The organism is Streptomyces sp. Ag109_O5-10 (assembly GCF_900105755.1).
Taxonomy (GTDB): domain Bacteria; phylum Actinomycetota; class Actinomycetes; order Streptomycetales; family Streptomycetaceae; genus Streptomyces.
On sequence record NZ_FNTQ01000001.1, the window covers coordinates 5,116,414 to 5,130,616 of the forward strand.

Below are 14,203 nucleotides of genomic sequence, written 5' to 3' on the forward strand. Positions count from 1 at the left end.
TACGGCCGTACGACGAAGTCACGCCACCTTGCGCTCGGCGTACTCCGTGATCTCCACCATCGGCGGCCGTTCCTCCGTGTCCACCGAGTACGTGCGCGGTTCGAAGCCGTCCTCGCCCCGTTCGAACTGGGTGAGCGAGGGCCGGATCAGGTGGCCGCGGGCCAGCCGGAGCTGGGCGGTGCGGTAGATCGCGGCGGACATCCGGCCGAGGGCCTGGCCGTCCTGGTGGCGGTGCTTGCGGACGCCGACGTCGACCTGCGCGAGGGCGTCCAGGCCGGCCAGGTGCAGGGCGTCGACCAGCATGCCCAGCTCGATGCCGTAGCCGACCGGGAAGGGGAGCTGTTCCAGCAGCGAGCGGCGGGCCGCGTACTCGCCGCCGAGCGGCTGGACGAAGCCCGCCAGCTGCGGCCAGTGCATGTTCAGCAGCGGGCGGGCCATCAGCTCGGTGACCCGGCCGCCCTGCCCGGCGGCGCCGCCGAGCGGGCGGTCGTACATCGCCTTGACGAGGTCCACGCCCGGCTCGGTGAGGAGCGGGCCGACGATGCCGGTGACGAAGTCGGAGGAGAACTCCCGCAGGTCGGCGTCGACGAAGCACACGATGTCCCCGGTGGTGACCAGGAGGGAGCGCCAGAGGACCTCGCCCTTGCCGGGGACGGCGGGGATGCGGGGCAGGATCGCGTCGCGGTGCACGACGCGGGCGCCGGCGGCCGCGGCGACGGCCGCCGTACGGTCGGTGGAGCCGGAGTCGACGACCACGATCTCGTCGACGAGCGGCACCTGCTGCATCAGGTCGTGGCGGATGATCGCGACGATGTCGCCGACGGTCTCCTCCTCGTTGAGCGCGGGCAGCACGACGCTGACCGTCTGCCCGGAGGACCTTTTGGCGGCCATGATCCGGTGCAGGGGACGATCGGTTACGGACCAGGAGCGGGTGGCCAGCCAGCGCTCGACTTCTTCCAGCACGGTCAGCGGCTCCTCACTGTCACGGCCACACGACGACGTGTGATCCATCTCGCGGTACGGACGACTCTCTCAACTGTCCTGGCCTTCGGTTACAGTCTTGAACAACGCCGATGACCATCGCATGTCCTGGGTGCACCCGGCGTTGACAACCGCATACCGCTCATCCAGAGGGGCAGAGGGAAACGGCCCGTTGAAGCCCCGGCAACCCTCCAGTCGGTACTCGTAGATCGCTGTCGATCACCGCGAGGCTCCCGGCTAGGGAAGGTGCCAAATCCGTCTCACGACGAGATGCGTCGTGAGGAAGATGAGGAGAAAGGGCCTCGCCTCACATGGCTGTGCAGACTGTTGCAAGCACCACGGACTCCACCGTCGATCTCGGTCCCGCCGCTGCCCTGAGCTGCCGCGAGTGCGGTCACCGGGTGCCCCTCGGCCCGGTGTTCGCCTGCGAGGAGTGTTTCGGCCCGCTGGAGATCGCGTACGACTTCTCGGCCTATGACACCGAGGAGCTCCGCAAGCGGATCGAAGCGGGTCCCGCGAACATCTGGCGCTACGCGCCGCTGCTGCCCGTCCCCGCGGACGTGGCGACCAAGCCGAACATCAACCCCGGCTGGACCAAGCTCGTCAAGGCGGACAACCTGGCCAGGGAGCTGGGGGTCACCGGCGGGCTGTACGTGAAGGACGACTCCGGCAACCCGACGCACTCCTTCAAGGACCGCGTCGTCGCCCAGGCCGTCGAGGCCGCCCGCGCCTTCGGCTACACCACCCTCTCCTGCTCCTCCACCGGCAACCTGGCCGGCGCCGTCGGTGCCGCCGCCGCCCGGGCCGGCCTCCGCTCCTGCGTGTTCATCCCGCACGACCTGGAGCAGGGCAAGGTCGTCATGGCCGCGATCTACGGCGGCGAACTCGTCGGCATCGAGGGCAACTACGACGACGTGAACCGGTTCTGCTCCGAGCTGATCGGCGACCCGGCGGGCGAGGGCTGGGGCTTCGTCAACGTCAACCTGCGGCCGTACTACGCGGAGGGCTCCAAGACCCTGGCGTACGAGATCTGCGAGCAGCTCGGCTGGGAGATCCCGGACCAGCTGGTCGTCCCGATCGCCTCGGGCTCGCAGCTCACGAAGATCGACAAGGGGCTGCAGGAGCTGATCAAGCTCGGTCTGGTCGAGGACAAGCCGTACAAGATCTTCGGCGCCCAGGCCGAGGGGTGCTCGCCGGTGTCGGTGGCCTACAAGGAGGGCCACGACGTGGTCCGCCCGCAGAAGCCGAACACCATCGCCAAGTCCCTCGCCATCGGCAACCCGGCCGACGGGCCGTACGTCCTCGACATCGCGCGGCGCACCGGCGGTGCGGTGGAGGACGTCACCGACGAGCAGGTCGTCGACGCCATCAAGCTGCTCGCGCGGACCGAGGGAATCTTCGCGGAAACCGCCGGCGGAGTGACGGTTGGAGTCACCAAAAAGCTCATTGAGAATGGGTTGATTGATCCGGCCAAGTCGGTCGTTGTACTCAACACCGGTGATGGACTCAAGACGCTGGACGCGGTGGCGGGAACCGGACTCACCGCGACCATTCGCCCGAGTCTGGAGTCTTTCCACGAGGCCGGGCTCGCCTGAGTCCCCCGAGAAATAGGGGCGCCGCCCGGAGGGGCCGCCCGGACCGGAGGTAAAAACGTGAGCGTCACCGTTCGCATCCCCACCATCCTGCGCACCTACACCGGTGGCCAGGCCGAGGTCGCCGCCGAAGGGACCACCCTCGGCGAGGTCATCTCGGACCTGGAGAAGAACCACACCGGTATCTCCGCGCGGGTTCTGGACGACCAGGGCAAGCTGCGCCGGTTCGTCAACGTGTACGTCAACGACGACGACGTGCGCTTCGAGCAGGGCCTGGAGACCGCCACCCCGGACGGCGCGGGCGTCTCCATCATCCCGGCCGTCGCCGGCGGCTGACCTGCGGACCTGCTTGACAGGCTGATCGAATGACCGAACATTACCTTCGGTAACGCCGATCACCGTCTGTTCATCCGATTGCCCCCTCCGTGAGAGAAGCGGAGGGGGCAATTCTGTGTGGTTGAGCGCGGTACAGTTGGGGAACACGGTCCCGATCTCCAGGTCGGGGGCCCCGTATTCGATACCGCGAGCCCGACAAGAAGCAGCCAAAGTGCCCGGGTTATATGCGGCTTTTGTGGCCTTTATGGGGCCCGACTTGCCCTGAATTCGGCCGAATTCTTACCACATTCCGGACCCCTTCCCTCAAGAATTCTCGTCCGATTGACCTGTTGCAGACGGCAGTTGGACAGATACATTCAGCCGCGGTCGACGCGTTCCGGCGCACGCCCCCAACCAATGGGGGGTGAGGTCTGACCCGGATCCGCGAAGTGTGGATCTGTGCAAGGGCCAGTAATAGGGGAGTTAGGCATGGCTCAGGGCACCGTCAAGTGGTTCAACGCGGAGAAGGGGTACGGCTTCATCGCGGTCGACGGTGGTGCGGATGTTTTCGTCCACTACAGCGCGATTCAGATGGACGGCTACCGCACCCTCGAGGAAGGTCAGCGGGTCGATTTCGAGATCTCGCAGGGCCAGAAGGGGCCGCAGGCGGACATGGTCCGGCTGGCGACCAGCTGAAGCACGCGCCGACTGACAGCGACGTTCTTCTGTACATCTTCGAAGGGCTCGTGCCTCCCGGGGCACGAGCCCTTCGGCATGTCCCGGGCCATGTTCCCGGCCTCGGTCCTCGAGAGCCGCTTGCGCCCGCCCTTCGCCCGATCACCACCCCCCGACGAGCACTCGCTTCGCGAGCGCGCCTTGCACTCTCCTGGGTCGAGTGCTAATCATTGGCGTTAGCACTCTGAAGGTGAGAGTGACAAAGAAGGACCGGGTCGGTGAGGCCCGCGGACCGGGTGGGGCAAGGAACCCACGGGTCGGCGAGCCGTCCGTCGCGGGCGCGGGCGCGGTCCGAAGACTCACCCCCAGTCCTGGAGGGACCACTTCACATGGCCAAGATCATCGCGTTCGACGAGGAGGCGCGGCGCGGCCTTGAGCGCGGTATGAACCAGCTCGCCGACGCCGTCAAGGTCACCCTCGGCCCCAAGGGCCGCAACGTCGTCCTTGAGAAGAAGTGGGGCGCCCCCACGATCACCAACGATGGTGTGTCCATCGCCAAGGAGATCGAGCTGGAGGACCCGTACGAGAAGATCGGCGCCGAGCTGGTCAAGGAAGTCGCCAAGAAGACGGACGACGTCGCCGGTGACGGTACGACCACCGCGACCGTGCTCGCCCAGGCCCTGGTCCGCGAGGGCCTGCGCAACGTGGCCGCCGGTGCCAACCCGATGGCCCTGAAGCGCGGCATCGAGAAGGCCGTCGAGGCCGTCTCCGGTGCCCTGCTGGAGCAGGCGAAGGACGTCGAGACCAAGGAGCAGATCGCCTCCACGGCCTCCATCTCCGCCGCCGACACCCAGATCGGCGAGCTCATCGCCGAGGCCATGGACAAGGTCGGCAAGGAAGGCGTCATCACCGTCGAGGAGTCCCAGACCTTCGGTCTGGAGCTGGAGCTCACCGAGGGTATGCGCTTCGACAAGGGCTACATCTCGGCGTACTTCGCCACCGACATGGAGCGTATGGAGGCCGTCCTCGACGACCCGTACATCCTGATCGCGAACTCCAAGATCTCCTCGGTCAAGGACCTGCTCCCGCTCCTGGAGAAGGTCATGCAGTCGGGCAAGCCGCTGCTGATCATCGCCGAGGACGTCGAGGGCGAGGCCCTGTCGACCCTGGTCGTCAACAAGATCCGCGGCACCTTCAAGTCCGTCGCCGTCAAGGCCCCGGGCTTCGGCGACCGCCGCAAGGCGATGCTGAACGACATCGCCATCCTCACCGGCGGCGAGGTCATCTCCGAGGAGGTCGGTCTCAAGCTCGAGAACACGACCCTCGACCTGCTGGGCCGCGCCCGCAAGGTCGTCATCACCAAGGACGAGACCACCATCGTCGACGGCGCCGGCTCCACCGAGCAGGTCCAGGGCCGGGTCAACCAGATCCGCGCCGAGATCGAGCAGTCCGACTCGGACTACGACCGCGAGAAGCTCCAGGAGCGCCTGGCCAAGCTCGCCGGTGGCGTCGCCGTCATCAAGGCCGGTGCCGCGACCGAGGTCGAGCTCAAGGAGCGCAAGCACCGCATCGAGGACGCCGTGCGCAACGCCAAGGCGGCCGTGGAGGAGGGCATCGTCGCCGGTGGTGGCGTGGCCCTGCTCCAGGCCTCCCAGGTCTTCGAGAAGCTGGAGCTGGAGGGTGACGAGGCGACCGGCGCGCAGGCCGTGAAGCTCGCGCTCGAGGCCCCGCTGAAGCAGATCGCCGTCAACGCCGGCCTCGAGGGCGGTGTCGTGGTGGAGAAGGTCCGCAACCTCACCCCGGGCCACGGCCTGAACGCCGCGACCGGTGAGTACGTCGACCTGGTCGCCGAGGGCATCATCGACCCGGCGAAGGTGACCCGCTCTGCCCTGCAGAACGCCGCCTCCATCGCCGCGCTGTTCCTCACCACCGAGGCCGTCATCGCCGACAAGCCGGAGAAGGCCGCCGCGGCCGCTCCGGGCGGCATGCCGGGCGGTGACATGGACTTCTGAGCCTGACGGCTCGGCAGCTCCCAGGCAGCACCGAGGGCGGTACCCCCTGTTCGACAGGGGGTGCCGCCCTTCGGCGTTTCCGCGGCTGGAGAGGATCTGTGTCCTGGGTCACACGGCAACCGCGCGGGAGCGGGAATGCATACCGGCGGGTAGGTCGTTTCTAGGGACGTGTAGTCGATGCGTGTGCACATACCGACTGGTAAGACCTACTTTCGAGGAGATCCCCCACGTGACCGTCACCACGCCCCCCGCCTCCCGCGCAGCCGAGATCCTCGCCCGTCCCATCGCCCTGAACGGGCTCACGGTCCCCAACCGGATCGTGATGGCGCCGATGACCCGCCAGTTCAGCCCCGGCGGCGTCCCCGGCGAGGACGTGGTCTCGTACTACTCGCGCCGGGCCGCAGCCGGTGTCGGTCTGATCGTGACCGAGGGGACGTACGTCGGTCACGACTCGGCGGGAGGCAGCAGCCGCGTTCCGCGGTTCCACGGCGAGGAGCAGCTGGCGGGCTGGGCGAAGGTCGCCGAGGGCGTGCACGCGGCCGGCGGCACCATCGTGCCGCAGCTGTGGCACATCGGCATGGTCCGCAAGCAGGGCCAGGCACCGGTCGCGGACGCGCCCGCCGTCGGTCCCTCCGGCATCCGCCTGGACGGCACCGAGGGCGAGGGCAAGGCGATGACGTCGCAGGACCTCGACGACGTCATCCGCGCGTTCGCCGAGGCCGCGGCCGCCGCCGAGCGCATCGGCTTCGACGGCGTCGAACTGCACGGCGCCCACGGCTACCTGCTCGACCAGTTCCTGTGGGCGGGCACCAACCGACGCACCGACGCCTACGGCGGCGACCCGGTCGCCCGTACGAAGTTCGCCGCGGAGATCGTGGCCGCCGTACGCGACTCGGTCTCCCCGGAGTTCCCGGTCATCTTCCGCTACTCGCAGTGGAAGTCCGACAACTACGACGCCCGCCTCGCCGAGACCCCCGAGGAGCTGGAGGCGATCCTCACCCCGCTGGCCGCCGCCGGCGTCGACGTCTTCCACGCCTCCACCCGCCGCTACTGGCTCCCCGAGTTCGACGGCTCCGACCTCAACCTGGCCGGCTGGACCAAGAAGCTCACCGGCAGGCCCACCATCACCGTCGGCTCGGTCGGCCTCGACGGCGACTTCATCAAGGCCTTCGCGGGCGAGGGCTCCGAGATCAGGGGCATCGACGACCTCCTCGACAGCCTGGAGCGCGACGAGTACGACATGGTCGCCGTGGGCCGCGCCCTCCTCCAGGACCCCGAGTGGGCGGCGAAGGTCCTGGCCGGCCGCACGGACGAACTCACCTCCTACGACGCGTCAGCACTGAAGACCCTGAGCTGACCGGGCGGTTCGCCCTCGGGTCGGCCGGCGACCAGCCGGAGAACCCGAGGGCGACCGCGTAGGGCGCGACGAGCCCCGCCCAGGTCATGGTCACCTCAGGATCGCCATGGCCACGGCGACCACACCCTGCACGGGCAGGGACGCGACACCGAAGATCAGGGCGCCGTACGGACCGGCGTCCGCATCCGTGCCTCTGCGCCTCGCGAAGACCCAGCCCCCGACGATGGCCAGGAGAGGTACGAGGGCCAGTACGACGTGACCCGCCGCGAACAGCGGGACCACGTCGAGCGCCAGCAGCACCCCCACCGCGGCCCGGACGCCCCGCACCTCGCGTGTCTCGGGGCGTCCGAAGCGCATCGCGCCGTAGATCAGGGAGTGGACGAGGGCGACGAGGGCGCAGACGAGAAGAGCGCGCGCGGCCTGGTCGCCCAGGGTCGCGAGGAAGTCGCCGTGCACCACGCCGCGCAGGAGGTCGTCCGGCACGGTGAAGACCGACATCCCGAGCGTGATCAGGAGCGACACGCGCAATTGCCTGAGCAGGCCGGTCATCGGCGCTGGTCCCGGCGCGGGGGTCGGGGGGTTCGTCACGGCTCGGCTCTCCGGTCGGCGGCTGGCTGTCGAGGTGTGGGACGTCAGGATGCTGTGCGGACGACTCCCGGGAACGGTCGCAGGACGCGGCGCTGACCTGCGGGAACGCCTCAAGTGGGGGGCGATCCGGACCACTTGTCGCACGCACTTCGTTATCCGCTTGTGACGGCCGTTGGAGGCCGCCGGTGTCACCGGTGCCGTTCCCGCCGGGCGGGCACGTGCTCCCTGCGCGGGATCCGTGGGCCCGTGAGACGGTGTACGAGATCGACGAGGCGGAGGCCAGGGCGTTCACGGCCCGGCGCGCTGACCCGGATTGTCTGGATTCACCTCAACGGGTGAGGTGTGTTCGGCACTCGTGCGAGCCGCCGGACGTTTCATCGGTGACCGGCCGTGAAACCGGCACGGTCAGTCGTCGGAAGTGGCAGCCCCAGCCGTCGAAAGCGAGTGATCATGATCACGAACGAGTCCCTCGAACCCCGCGAGCCGGTTTCCGCCGCCGAGGGCCCCGTCGTGCGCACCGCCGCCGGTGCCGTGCGCGGGGTGCGGGAGGACGGCCTGGCGGTCTTCCGGGGGATACCGTTCGCCGAACCCCCGGTGGGAGCCGCCAGGTTCGCGGCGCCGCGCCCGGCACGGCCGTGGGAGGGCACGCGTGAGGCGTACGCCTTCGGCCCGCCGCCCCCGCAGGACCTGGGCATCCAGGGCCGCACGGGCGTCCTGGAGGCCCCCGAGGGCGACGACTGGCTGACGGTGAACGTGTGGACGCCCGCCCCGGACCCGGCCGCCAGGCGCCCGGTGATGGTGTGGATCTACGGCGGTGCCTACAAGCTGGGCCACTCCGGCAGCCCCGGGTACGACGCCCGGCACATCGCCCGGGACGGCGACGTGGTCGTGGTCTCCCTCAACTACCGCGTCGGCATGGAGGGTTTCGCCCAGATCGAGGGGGCGCCCGCCAACCGGGGCCTGCTGGACCAGGTGGCGGCGCTGGAGTGGGTGCGGGAGAACATCACGGCGTTCGGCGGCGACCCGGACCAGGTCACGGTCTTCGGTGAGTCCGCGGGCGCCGGGTCGGTGGCGTCCCTGCTGGCGATGGACAGGGCGCGCGGGCTGTTCCGGCGGGCGATCGCCCAGAGCGTCCCGGGCACGTTCTTCTCCCTCGACCTGGCCGAGGACATCGGCAGGACCCTCGCCGCCGAGGCCGGCCTGCGCCCCACGGCGGCCGACCTGGCGACGACCGATCCGCGCCGGCTGACCGAGGCCGGGCAGGCGCTCGGCGCCAAGATGCCTCAGTACGTGGACCGCTGGGGCCGGATCGCGCCGACGGTCACCCCGTTCTCGCCGGTGGTCGACGGCGAGGTGCTCCCCTCCACCCCCTGGCAGGCCCTGGCCGCCGGCTCCGCGCGCGACGTGGACCTCCTCGTCGGTCACAACCGGGACGAGTTCCGCCTGTTCCTCGTCATGAGCGGGATGTACGGCAAGATCACGGAGGAGCAGGCGACCGGTGCCCTGCGCCTGTTCGCACCGGGCGGCGCGGCGGGCGACCACGCCTACCGCGCGGCCCACCCCGACGCCTCGCCGAGCGAGCTGTACGAACGGGTCCAGACCGACTGGCTGTTCGCCATACCGTCGCTGCGCCTCGCGGAGGCACAGACCGCGGGCGGCGGCCGGGCCCACCTCTACGAGCTGACCTGGGGTGCCCCGGGCAACGGCGGCCTCCTCGGCGCCTGTCACGGCCTGGACATCCCGCTCCTGTTCGGCACCTTCGAGGCGGACCTCGCCAACCTCCTCTGGGCCGGCGCCGGCATCACCCCCGAGGCCGAGGCCCTCTCCGCCCGCTTCCGCACCGCGTGGACGTCCTTCGCCAGGACCGGGGACCCGGGCTGGCCGGCCTACGACCCCGAGGCCCGCACCACACAGGTCCTGGACGCGGCACCGACGGTGACGGCCTACCCGGAGGAGACGAGCAGGCGGCTGTGGGAGGGGTACGAGTTCGGCCCGTCACCGCTGCTCGGCTGACCACGACGGGGCCACGCCCGGTCAGCCCCGGCCTGGCTGGTCAGCCCCGGCCTGGCTGGTGAGCCGCGGCCTGGCTGGTGAGCCGCGGAGTCCGGCCGGTCACGGCAGGATGGCGTCGACGTAGCCGCCGTCCACCCGCAGGGCGCCGCCGGTGGTGGCCGAGGCCTGGTCGGAGCTGAGGTAGACGACCATGTTGGCGATCTCCTCCGGCTCGATCAGGCGCTGCAGCAGCGACTGCGGCCGGTGCTCGCGCATGAAGACGCGCTGGGCCTCGTCCCAGGGCAGGTCGCGGTCGACGAGCTGGTAGACGAAGTCCTCGACGCCTCCGGTGTGGGTGGGTCCGGCGATCACGGAGTTCACCGTGACACCGGTGCCGGCCGCCTGCTTGGCGAAGCCGCGGCCCACCGCGAGCAGCGCGGTCTTCGACATGCCGTAGTGGATCATCTCCGCGGGGATGGCGACCGCCGAGTCGCTGGCGATGTACTGGACGCGTCCCCAGCCGCGTTCGGTCATGCCGGGCAGGAAGAGGCGGGTCAGCCGCACCCCGGCCAGGACGTTCACCTCGAAGTAGCGCCGCCACTCGTCGTCGGTGATCCGCAGCGGGTCCTCGGCGCCGAAGATCCCCAGGTTGTTGACGAGGATGTCCACCCGGGGCAGCGCCTCCGCCGCCCGCCGGGCCCCCTCCTCGCCGGTCACGTCCGCGGCGACCGGCACGAAGGCGGCCCCGGGCGCCTGCACCGCCAGCCGGGCCACGCTCTCCTCGACGCGCTTGGCGTCCCGGCCGTTGACCCCCACCCGGGCCCCGGCCCGGGCCAGGCCGACGGCGATCGCCGCGCCGATGCCCTGCGTGGAGCCGGTGACCAGCGCCGTGCGCCCTGTCAGATCGATCCTCATCCTGCCGAACCCCTTCCGTGTGCGTGTCCCCGCACAGGTACCCGGACGGGGGCCCCGGCATGAAGGGGCCGGGCGTTCAGTGCCTGGATGGCGGCACCGCTGGAGGAGACGCCACGGCTGCTCGGGCGCGAACCGTGGCGGCGGCGCGTCACTCCGGCGGCGCCGCGGCGATCCGCTTCTCGAACCAGTGGTGGGCGTACGGCTCGTCGTTGAAGGCGGGGACCTCCTGGAAGCCGTAGGAGTGGTACAGGTTGATCGCGGAGTCGAGCGTTTTGTTGGTGTCCAGGCGCAGGGTGTCGTAGCCGTGCCGGGCGGCCTGTGTCTCCAGCTCGGTCAGGAACCGGCGGGCGAGGCCGAGCCGGCGCGCCTGGGGCGCGACCCACATGCGCTTGATCTCCGCCGGAGCCCCGGACGGCAGTTTCACCCCGGCACAGCCGACGGGTTCGCCGTGCAGCCGGGCGACCAGGAACAGGCCGCGCGGCGGCCGGAGCTCGCCCGCGTCGGGCAGCAGGCTGCGCGCGGGGTCGAAGCCGGTGTCGAAGCGCTCCTGCAACTCGGCGAAGTAGGCCAGCAGGCAGTGCCGCGCGTCGGGATGGTCGGGGTCGATCACGTCCAGGGTGACCGTCCCGGCGGTCAGCAGCCGGTCGACCTCGGCCATGGCCGCGACCAGCCGGGCGCGCTGTCCGGCGTTGAGCGGCTGGAGCATCGAACCGGCCAGTTCGTCGCTGCGGCCGTCGAGGAGGGCGCGCTCCGCGCGCCCCTTCTCGGTCAGCCGCACGGTACGCACGCGCCTGTCCTGGGGCTGCGGTTCCACCGCCACCAGGCCGTCCGCCTCCAGGGACCGCAGCAGCCGGCTGACGTACCCGGAGTCGAGCCCGAGCCGCTCCCGCAGCCGCCGCACGTCCTGGCCCTGCCCGCCGATCTCCCAGAGCAGCCGGGCCTCGCCGATCGGCCGGTCGCGGCCCAGGTACCGGTCGTGGAGCACGCCCACGCGTTCGGTGACGGTCCGGTTGAATCGCCGTACTTGGTCGATCTGCGCCTGCGCCTCATCCATTCTCTGACTTTAGTCAGAGAATCGGGGACGGTGCCAGTGGCTGCTGGGGGTCTGGCCTGCTCAGAGGTTGCCGAGTGGTTCGATGTCCAGGTGGGAGGGGGTGCCCCAGACGCGCAGCACCTCGTAGTCGGTGAACTCGTGGACCAGCCGGTAGGCCATGGCCGGCCGGGATCCGCGCCGCTGGGCGGCGAGATACAGCTCGGCCTCGCGCCGGTCGCGCCGGGGGGTGCCGCACAGCTCCCACTCCCGGCCGTTCCACGCCTCCGGCAGCCAGCGCTGCTGCGGCTGCGGACGGTCCGCCCGCACGCCGTACCGGGACATGGCGGGCCCGGCGGCCTCCTCCGGCACGGGCCGGGGCCCACCCGCGAACTCCGACCGCCGTGCGGCCCGCCGCCGCGTCTCGCACAGCAGGCACAGATCGGGGGCGCTCTCGTCCACGGGCCCCTGCGGATGCTCGGCACACCGGGTCGTGGGAGCGGCCCTGCTGACGCTCTCCTCCAGCAGGTCCAGAGCGCGCCGCAGGTCGTCCTTCACCTCGTGCAACTTGGCATCGGTCGTCTCGCCGGTCAGGGCCTCCCCATGCTCACCGAGCAGACGAAGGGCCCGGCCCAGGGCGGTGAGCTGGGAGTGGTTCATGGGGACCAGCGTGGCATACGGCGCCGACAACGTGATGTCGGCTCTGATGAGGCCGCCGACGGGGACGAGCGGGGCGGCGGGCTTCGCCGTACTCGGTGATCAGGCGCATTCAGGGGGCGCGACGGAGGCGACCTCCTGGCGATCGTCGTCCAGGGCGATGGTGGGCGAAGCGTCCAGGGCTGGGGGCCGCAGCAGGGGGAGGGTCACGCGTTCGCCAGTCGGATCTCGCCGGAGGCACGCTCGGCCGCGGCCTCAGGGGACTCGACGTGACCCATGGGCAGCTTCTTCTCGCGCGCCGGGCCTTCGCGCTGGCGATCCTTTCGAGCCGTATCGCGTCCGGCGGCGTCAACACGGACGCCTTCCGGCACGCCCTGAAGCGCCTGGACCGGGCGGCCTACTTCGACGACGGCTACTACGGCCGCCGGCTCAACGGCGGCGAGCTGACGCTCGACGACAACGCCGTCCTCTCCCCGGACGACGTCACCGCCCGCGCCCAGACCCTGGCGCGGCGCCCCCGGGGCCACGACCACGGCTCTTGACGCCGTCGACGAAGGCCGACCAGGTGTCCGGGAGGAACGTGAGGGTGGGGCCGTGGGGGGCGGTTTTGGAGTCGCGGACGGGGATGAGAGTGGGGTGGGCGGCGGCTACTTCGAGGCAGTTGTCGTTGCCACCGCTGTACGTCGACTTGCGCCAGTTCAGTTGGCTGTCAGGGCTGTTCCTCATGGGTGTAATCCTGAGCCAATGACTCCACAAGAGCCAGGGACTGCTCCTGCGAGAGCGCGGAGGCCACGAGGAGATCGAACACGAACCTCAGTTGGGTGACGGTGGCCGGGTCGTCGTCCATACGTCCGCTACGCACCCCCTCGCAGTAGGCAAGCGGAGGGGCGTCCGTGAATTCCATCAGCTTCAGGGCACCCTGCATTGCCGCGTGCCCGCCTGCGCTGAACGGCAGTACCTGCACGATGATCCGATTGCGGTGGGCCAGGTCGGCGACATGCCGTAGAGCCTCTGCCATCACCGTCGGACCGCCAACCCTTCTGTGTAGAGCTGCCTCGTCAAGGACCGCCCACAACACCGGCCTTGTTGGGTCGTCGAGCAGTCGGGCCCGCTCCATACGGCCTTCTGTCCACTCCTCGATGGTCTCTTCCGGTGCCATCGGCGCCCACACCCGGTCCACTGCCCGGGCGTAGGGGCGCGTCTGCAGGAGTCCGGGGATCAGGAGCGGTGCGTATTGCCTGATTGCCGTGGCAAGAGCCTCTGCTTCCGCAACCTCCTCGAAGGGTCGCTCATACTTCGACTTTGCCGCCGCCCTGCAGTTCCGCGTGAAGAAGCCTCCTGTCTCCAGGACTTCGTCCAGCAACTGTGCGTACTCCGGCTGCATCCGCCGCGTCCCCGCCTCCAGCTGCCCGATGAACGAGCCGCTCACGAAAACGCGCTGACCCAACTCGGCCTGGCTCAGCCCCTTCTGCTCCCGCGCATGGCGTAACTCCGCCCCCAGCAGGGCGCGCGGCGACGACGACGGGTCCAGGTCCTTTGGTCCTGACATGGGCCACTCCCTGTCTCAACAGCCGAAGTTGTTGGGATGCCGTATCTGGCCAGGTTAGATGCGCCTCCGACACGCTGTGTGGTGAACCGGAAACTCAGCGTGGAGGTAGGGAATGGTGCTGCGGCCCACCGAAGAAGTCGTGGAGATGTTGCGGTCGGCCCTGCGGGGCGCCGGTGTCGTGCTGCCGTCGCTCTGCGTCGACCCGGTGACCGGCGCGAGCGACGAGCCGTTCGCCCTGGTCGAGTTGGGGCGGTGCAACGTGCGGGTCGCGGAGCGGCTGGCCTCGGTGGTCCGGGGCGAACGGCCGCCGCTCGGTACGTACGTGACGGACGTACGGGACGGCCGGATCGGCGAGGTCAGGGGCCACGTCGGCGGTGTCGTGCAGGTGCGGCCCGTGGCGGGTGGGCGGGAGTGGGACTGTCCGGCGGGGGCGCTGGAGCCGGCGTCACCGGACGACGTGCTGCGGGCGCAGGTGCGGCGGGCGAACGCGGCTGCGCGGCGGCCGGGTTGAGGAAATCTCGTTGGCTCCGGGAACGGCTC

The 14,203-nt window shown here is 70.2% G+C and carries 15 protein-coding genes and 1 riboswitch; of the genes, 8 read left to right on the plus strand and 7 right to left on the minus strand.

Going from position 1 to position 14,203, the window contains the following annotated elements; translation table 11 throughout:
* Positions 1-18 precede the first annotated feature (18 nt).
* Positions 19-963: a glucosyl-3-phosphoglycerate synthase gene (locus BLW82_RS23465; RefSeq protein ID WP_093501452.1), complete on the minus strand. Its 945-nt coding sequence runs from the start codon at positions 961-963 to the stop codon at positions 19-21.
* Between the two features lie 157 nt (positions 964-1,120).
* A riboswitch (SAM riboswitch) is annotated at positions 1,121-1,274 on the plus strand.
* An 18-nt stretch (positions 1,275-1,292) separates the two neighbouring features.
* On the opposite strand from BLW82_RS23465, the gene thrC reads away from it, so the two are divergent.
* The 5 genes from thrC to BLW82_RS23490 all read left to right on the plus strand — a co-directional run bounded on the left by thrC (position 1,293) and on the right by BLW82_RS23490 (position 6,932).
* A complete protein-coding gene (gene thrC, locus BLW82_RS23470) occupies positions 1,293-2,576 on the plus strand; it encodes a threonine synthase (protein WP_093501454.1) in 1,284 nt (427 codons plus the stop codon).
* A 57-nt stretch (positions 2,577-2,633) separates the two neighbouring features.
* Positions 2,634-2,909 carry a MoaD/ThiS family protein gene (locus BLW82_RS23475; protein WP_093501456.1) on the plus strand — a complete coding sequence of 92 codons (276 nt, stop codon included), beginning with the start codon at positions 2,634-2,636 and terminating at the stop codon, positions 2,907-2,909.
* Between the two features lie 468 nt (positions 2,910-3,377).
* Positions 3,378-3,584: a cold-shock protein gene (locus tag BLW82_RS23480; protein WP_019057200.1), complete on the plus strand. Its 207-nt coding sequence runs from the start codon at positions 3,378-3,380 to the stop codon at positions 3,582-3,584.
* Positions 3,585-3,952: 368 nt separating this feature from the next.
* Complete coding sequence (gene groL / locus BLW82_RS23485) at positions 3,953-5,575, plus strand: chaperonin GroEL (RefSeq protein WP_093501458.1); 1,623 nt, start codon at positions 3,953-3,955, stop codon at positions 5,573-5,575.
* 229 nt (positions 5,576-5,804) lie between these two features.
* Complete coding sequence (locus BLW82_RS23490) at positions 5,805-6,932, plus strand: NADH:flavin oxidoreductase (RefSeq protein WP_093501460.1); 1,128 nt, start codon at positions 5,805-5,807, stop codon at positions 6,930-6,932.
* A gap of 90 nt (positions 6,933-7,022) precedes the next feature.
* Here the strand turns inward: BLW82_RS23490 and BLW82_RS23495 are convergent, their stop codons facing one another.
* A complete protein-coding gene (locus tag BLW82_RS23495; RefSeq protein WP_143063710.1) occupies positions 7,023-7,520 on the minus strand; it encodes a hypothetical protein in 498 nt (165 codons plus the stop codon).
* A 450-nt stretch (positions 7,521-7,970) separates the two neighbouring features.
* Here BLW82_RS23495 and BLW82_RS23500 point away from each other — a divergent pair, with 450 nt between their 5' ends.
* Positions 7,971-9,533 carry a carboxylesterase/lipase family protein gene (locus BLW82_RS23500; RefSeq protein WP_093508214.1) on the plus strand — a complete coding sequence of 521 codons (1,563 nt, stop codon included), beginning with the start codon at positions 7,971-7,973 and terminating at the stop codon, positions 9,531-9,533.
* Between the two features lie 99 nt (positions 9,534-9,632).
* Here the strand turns inward: BLW82_RS23500 and BLW82_RS23505 are convergent, their stop codons facing one another.
* The 3 genes from BLW82_RS23505 to BLW82_RS23515 all read right to left on the minus strand — a co-directional run bounded on the left by BLW82_RS23505 (position 9,633) and on the right by BLW82_RS23515 (position 12,117).
* Positions 9,633-10,427 carry an SDR family NAD(P)-dependent oxidoreductase gene (locus tag BLW82_RS23505; RefSeq protein WP_093501464.1) on the minus strand — a complete coding sequence of 265 codons (795 nt, stop codon included), beginning with the start codon at positions 10,425-10,427 and terminating at the stop codon, positions 9,633-9,635.
* Between the two features lie 148 nt (positions 10,428-10,575).
* Positions 10,576-11,481, minus strand: coding sequence for a bifunctional helix-turn-helix transcriptional regulator/GNAT family N-acetyltransferase (locus BLW82_RS23510; protein ID WP_093501466.1), 906 nt, complete (start codon positions 11,479-11,481; stop codon positions 10,576-10,578).
* A gap of 60 nt (positions 11,482-11,541) precedes the next feature.
* Entirely contained in the window at positions 11,542-12,117 is a 576-nt protein-coding gene (locus BLW82_RS23515; RefSeq protein ID WP_093501468.1) for a hypothetical protein, read from the minus strand.
* Between the two features lie 266 nt (positions 12,118-12,383).
* Here BLW82_RS23515 and BLW82_RS23520 point away from each other — a divergent pair, with 266 nt between their 5' ends.
* Complete coding sequence (locus tag BLW82_RS23520) at positions 12,384-12,656, plus strand: SH3-like domain-containing protein (protein WP_093501470.1); 273 nt, start codon at positions 12,384-12,386, stop codon at positions 12,654-12,656.
* On the opposite strand, the gene BLW82_RS23525 is transcribed toward BLW82_RS23520, so the two are convergent.
* Positions 12,598-12,840, minus strand: a complete 243-nt coding sequence (locus tag BLW82_RS23525; RefSeq protein ID WP_093501472.1) for a DUF397 domain-containing protein — start codon at positions 12,838-12,840, stop codon at positions 12,598-12,600. The two genes, BLW82_RS23520 and BLW82_RS23525, sit on opposite strands and share 59 nt — an antisense overlap.
* Positions 12,824-13,663, minus strand: a complete 840-nt coding sequence (locus tag BLW82_RS23530; protein WP_093501474.1) for a helix-turn-helix domain-containing protein — start codon at positions 13,661-13,663, stop codon at positions 12,824-12,826. The genes BLW82_RS23525 and BLW82_RS23530 overlap by 17 nt, the downstream gene beginning before the upstream one ends.
* Before the next feature lie 118 nt (positions 13,664-13,781).
* Between BLW82_RS23530 and BLW82_RS23535 the strand changes: the two genes are divergently transcribed.
* Positions 13,782-14,174, plus strand: a complete 393-nt coding sequence (locus BLW82_RS23535) for a hypothetical protein (protein ID WP_093508215.1) — start codon at positions 13,782-13,784, stop codon at positions 14,172-14,174.
* Positions 14,175-14,203 lie beyond the last annotated feature (29 nt).

What these genes read in the sequence shown, in the direction of transcription:
- BLW82_RS23500 (WP_093508214.1), top strand. Translation starts at nt 7,971, where the DNA reads ATGATCACGAACGAGTCCCTCGAACCCCGCGAGCCGGTTTCCGCCGCC.
- BLW82_RS23515 (WP_093501468.1), bottom strand. Translation starts at nt 12,117, where the DNA reads ATGAACCACTCCCAGCTCACCGCCCTGGGCCGGGCCCTTCGTCTGCTC.
- BLW82_RS23530 (WP_093501474.1), bottom strand. Translation starts at nt 13,663, where the DNA reads ATGTCAGGACCAAAGGACCTGGACCCGTCGTCGTCGCCGCGCGCCCTG.
- BLW82_RS23525 (WP_093501472.1), bottom strand. Translation starts at nt 12,840, where the DNA reads ATGAGGAACAGCCCTGACAGCCAACTGAACTGGCGCAAGTCGACGTAC.
- groL (WP_093501458.1), top strand. Translation starts at nt 3,953, where the DNA reads ATGGCCAAGATCATCGCGTTCGACGAGGAGGCGCGGCGCGGCCTTGAG.
- thrC (WP_093501454.1), top strand. Translation starts at nt 1,293, where the DNA reads ATGGCTGTGCAGACTGTTGCAAGCACCACGGACTCCACCGTCGATCTC.
- BLW82_RS23480 (WP_019057200.1), top strand. Translation starts at nt 3,378, where the DNA reads ATGGCTCAGGGCACCGTCAAGTGGTTCAACGCGGAGAAGGGGTACGGC.
- BLW82_RS23510 (WP_093501466.1), bottom strand. Translation starts at nt 11,481, where the DNA reads ATGGATGAGGCGCAGGCGCAGATCGACCAAGTACGGCGATTCAACCGG.
- BLW82_RS23505 (WP_093501464.1), bottom strand. Translation starts at nt 10,427, where the DNA reads ATGAGGATCGATCTGACAGGGCGCACGGCGCTGGTCACCGGCTCCACG.